Raw genomic sequence first — 4,199 nt, 5'->3', positions numbered from 1 at the left:
GACCACAGGACCACAGGACCACAGGACCACAGGACCACAGGACCACAGGACCACAGGACCACAGGACCACAGGACCAATAATTCAATAGGCATTACTCATGTTTAACAAAATCTTAGTCGTTTGTGTCGGTAACATTTGCCGCTCTCCAACTGGTGAGCGTGTGCTACAAAAACTACTTCCGAATAAAACCGTTGCTTCTGCCGGTATTGCAGCAGAGAAAAGCCGTTTGATTGGTAAGCCAGCCGATGCAATGGCGATAGAAGTGGCAAAAGAGAATGGTGTTGATGTAGAAAACCATCAATCACAGCAACTTACCTCTGCGCTGTGTAGCCAATATGATCTGATCCTAGTGATGGAAAAAGGCCATATGGAAGCGCTAACACAAATCGCCCCTGAAGCGCGCGGAAAAACCATGCTATTCGGCCAATGGATTGGACAAAAAGACATCCCCGATCCGTACCGCCAAAGCAAAGAAGCCTTCGTGCACGCTTATCAGTTGATTGACGAAGCCGCACAAGCCTGGGCAAAGAAATTGTAATAAAAGGAAAAACTGACCTAGACGCTTGTATTCCTTTGCAATGCTTTTAGCCTTGACCACAGGACCACAGGACCACAGGACCACAGGACCACAGGACCACAGGACCACAGGACCACAGGACCACAGGACCGTTTTTCCAACAAACAAATCATCAATCCACCAACCCGGAAATGAACGAGACAATGACAACACCACAAAACCGATCTTCCGTTGATAACTCGTCTGACGAAATCGATTTAGGCAAGCTGCTTGGCATTCTTTTGGATGCAAAATGGATCATCCTAGTAACAACCTTCTTATTTGCGGTTGGTGGAGTCGCGGTTGCGCTACTTTCAACACCTATCTATAAAGCGGATGCTTTATTGCAAATCGAAGAAAAAAGCAAAGGTGGGATAGGCTCTTTAGTTGGTGGAGATATGGGGGAGTTATTCTCTCAAGAATCTTCTGCCACAACAGAAATCGAAATCATCAAGTCGCGAATGATTTTGGGTGACACGGTAGATAAGTTCAATTTGACCACAGTAGCAGAGCCAAAATACTTGCCTGTGATTGGTAAGGGATTGACTCGCATCGCTGGAAAGGTAAACCAAATCGAAATCAGCCGTTATACAGTGCCAGAATACGCTCAAGAGATGAAGCATACCTTAGTGGTGATGGATGCAGACAAGAAAACGTATCAATTGGTACGTGGTGATGAGCAAGTGGTGCTGCAAGGTGTCGCGGGAGAGCTAGCAAAAAAAGATGGCTACGAGCTGTTTGTCACTGAGTTACGTTCTCACAACGAACAAGAGTTTTCTCTATCGCAACAGAGCCGCTTAGAGGCGATTGAGTGGCTGAAAAAGAACTTAGCGATCAGTGAGCGTGGTAAGCAAACGGGCATTTTAATGCTGAGTTTTGAAGGTGAAAACCGTAAGCAAATCAGTGAAATTCTCAACCATATTAGCCAAACTTACTTCTTACAAAACGTAGAACGCAATTCAGCAGAAGCGGAAAAAAGCTTAACTTTCTTAAAAGGCCATTTACCAGACATCAAAAACAGCCTTACAACGGCAGAAGATACACTGAATCGATTCCGTCAAGACAACGAGTCGATCGACTTAGGCTTAGAAGCCAAATCGACTCTGGATGTGATGGTTAAACTGGAAGCACAGCTAAACGAGCTGACCTTCAAAGAAAGCGAAATCAGCCAACGTTTTACCAAAGACCACCCGGCATACCGTTCTCTACTCGATAAGCGAGAAACACTACTTAAAGAGCGTGAGCGTTTAAACCAGCAGGTGCAAAAACTGCCAAAGACGCAACGTGAAGTACTGCGCATGACACGCGATGTGGAAGTTAACCAACAGATCTACATTCAGTTACTCAACAAAGTACAAGAGCTCAGTATTATTAAAGCAGGTACCGTAGGTAACGTGCGTATTCTCGATGAAGCGCAAAGTTACGCAAAACCTGTCAAACCTAAAAAGCCACTGATTGTAGTGCTTGCGACTCTGTTAGGTGGCATGCTCAGTGTAGCCTTGGTATTGGTTAAAGCGGCGTTTCATCGCGGGGTTGAAAACCCAGATGAGATTGAACAGATTGGCCTATCGGTTTATGCAAGTGTTCCTAAATCCAACCTGCAGTTAGAGCTTGCCAATAAGCTTGCTCGCAAGAAGCGCAATACAGATTTAACGCTACTGGCGGAAAGTAACCCAGCCGACCTATCTATTGAAGCACTGCGTGGCCTGCGTACCAGCTTACACTTTGCGATGATGGAAGCAAAAAACAACGTATTGATGATCTCGGGTCCAGCGCCTGGCATTGGTAAATCGTTTGTTTCCACCAACTTCGCAGCGGTAGCAGCAAAAACAGGGCAAAAAGTATTGCTTATCGATGCAGATATGCGCAAAGGCTATTTGCAACAGTGTTTTGGTTTGAACTGGGAAAACGGCCTATCGGATCTGCTCAGCGGAAAAGTAACAAGAGACGTAGCAGTGCAATCTGCCAAAGTCGAAAACTTGGACATCATTACCCGCGGTCAAGTACCACCAAACCCTTCAGAGCTGCTAATGCACCCTCGTTTTAAAGAATTGGTCGATTGGGCGAGTGAAAACTACGACTTAGTCATCATCGATACGCCGCCAGTGCTCGCGGTAACAGACCCAAGCATCGTGGGTGCAATAGCGGGCACCACATTAATGGTCGCTCGTTTTGGCCAAAACACAGTGAAAGAGATTGATGTAGCGCGTGGTCGTTTTGAGCAAGCAGGCATTGAAGTAAAAGGCGTGATTCTAAACGCGATCGAGAAAAAAGCCTCCTCATCTTATGGCTACGGTTATTACAACTATAGCTATGGTGAGAGTAATAAAGCCTAAATGAACAGGGGAGGAGAGTAATCCGATTAATCTGATTGCTATCTCCTCTGTATCTCTAGAATTTTGTATCTAAATTATTGTTGGTTAGTTGTATGTCAAAGAAGAAAGTTCTTACGGTTTTTGGAACACGCCCAGAAGCAATAAAAATGGCGCCATTAGTGCATGCTTTAGCTGCGGATGAACGTTTCGAAGCAAAATGTTGTGTAACGGCTCAACACCGTGAAATGCTCGATCAAGTTTTAGAGTTGTTTGAAATTACTCCGGACTATGATCTAAACCTGATGAAAGCAGGTCAAACGCTCAATGAAGTGACGGCGCGAATTTTGTTAGAGTTAAAACCTGTTTTACAAGAGTTCAAACCTGATGTAGTCCTAGTTCACGGCGACACTGCTACAACGTTTGCCGCCAGCTTAGCAGCCTATTATGAGCAAATTGCTGTTGGGCATGTTGAAGCAGGCCTGCGCACAGGCAATATCTATTCACCATGGCCAGAGGAAGCTAACCGCAAGCTCACCGGTGCGTTAACCAAATACCATTTTGCTCCAACAGAAACCTCGCAGCAAAATTTGCTGCAAGAGAATTACTCAGAAGAGAATATTTTCGTCACTGGCAATACGGTAATTGATGCGCTGCTAATGGTGAAAGAGAAAATTGAGCAAGATGCTGATCTAAAAGCAACCTTAGCCGCACAGTTCCCTTACTTAGATGAAAACAAAAAGCTCATCTTGGTCACTGGTCATCGACGCGAAAGCTTTGGCGGTGGTTTTGAGCGTATTTGTGAAGCACTAGCACAAACCGCAAAACAGCACCCTGAGGTGCAAATTCTCTACCCTATGCATTTAAACCCTAACGTGCGTGAACCGGTTAATCGTATTCTAGGTAGCGTGGAAAATGTGCTGCTGATTGAGCCGCAACAGTACTTGCCCTTTATCTACTTAATGGACCGAGCGCACATTATTCTCACCGACTCCGGTGGTATTCAAGAAGAAGCGCCATCCCTTGGCAAGCCCGTGTTAGTGATGCGCGACACCACTGAACGTCCAGAAGCAGTCGCTGCAGGGACGGTTAAATTGGTGGGAACAGATGTGGAAAAAATTGTATCAAATCTAAACACCTTGATTACGGATAGCGAAGCCTATCAAGCGATGAGCTTTGCTCACAACCCATACGGTGATGGTAAAGCGTGCCAAAGAATTCTCGATTCTCTGTGCAAGTAACTATTAAACTATCTCCTAGAACCTAGAACCTAGAACCTAGAACCTAGAACCTAGAACCTAGAACCTAGAACCTAGAACCTAGAACCTAG

At 45.3% G+C, this 4,199-nt stretch carries 3 protein-coding genes; all 3 read left to right on the top strand.

Features of this window, described 5'->3' with window-relative positions; translation table 11 throughout:
• The first annotated feature begins 98 nt into the window (after nucleotides 1–98).
• The 3 genes from PQQ36_RS22265 (at nucleotide 99) to wecB (ending at nucleotide 4,110) form a co-directional block, all read left to right on the top strand.
• The gene (locus tag PQQ36_RS22265; RefSeq protein ID WP_011078853.1) at nucleotides 99–539 is read left to right on the top strand and encodes a low molecular weight protein-tyrosine-phosphatase; all 441 of its coding nucleotides are present in this window, start codon (nucleotides 99–101) and stop codon (nucleotides 537–539) included.
• 170 nt (nucleotides 540–709) lie between these two features.
• The gene (locus PQQ36_RS22260) at nucleotides 710–2,893 is read left to right on the top strand and encodes a polysaccharide biosynthesis tyrosine autokinase (RefSeq protein ID WP_273662720.1); all 2,184 of its coding nucleotides are present in this window, start codon (nucleotides 710–712) and stop codon (nucleotides 2,891–2,893) included.
• 92 nt (nucleotides 2,894–2,985) lie between these two features.
• The gene (gene wecB, locus PQQ36_RS22255) at nucleotides 2,986–4,110 is read left to right on the top strand and encodes a non-hydrolyzing UDP-N-acetylglucosamine 2-epimerase (RefSeq protein ID WP_243328888.1); all 1,125 of its coding nucleotides are present in this window, start codon (nucleotides 2,986–2,988) and stop codon (nucleotides 4,108–4,110) included.
• Nucleotides 4,111–4,199: the final 89 nt, after the last annotated feature.

Source organism: Vibrio sp. CCUG 15886, assembly GCF_028570825.1.
Taxonomy (GTDB): Bacteria; Pseudomonadota; Gammaproteobacteria; order Enterobacterales; family Vibrionaceae; genus Vibrio; species Vibrio vulnificus_B.
The sequence above is the reverse complement of the archived record's forward strand: the minus strand, read 5'-3'. Positions and strand labels throughout refer to the sequence as shown.

Excerpts from the sequence above, each read along its gene's own strand:
- wecB (WP_243328888.1), top strand. The coding sequence starts at position 2,986 with ATGTCAAAGAAGAAAGTTCTTACGGTTTTTGGAACACGCCCAGAAGCA.
- PQQ36_RS22265 (WP_011078853.1), top strand. The coding sequence starts at position 99 with ATGTTTAACAAAATCTTAGTCGTTTGTGTCGGTAACATTTGCCGCTCT.
- PQQ36_RS22260 (WP_273662720.1), top strand. The coding sequence starts at position 710 with ATGAACGAGACAATGACAACACCACAAAACCGATCTTCCGTTGATAAC.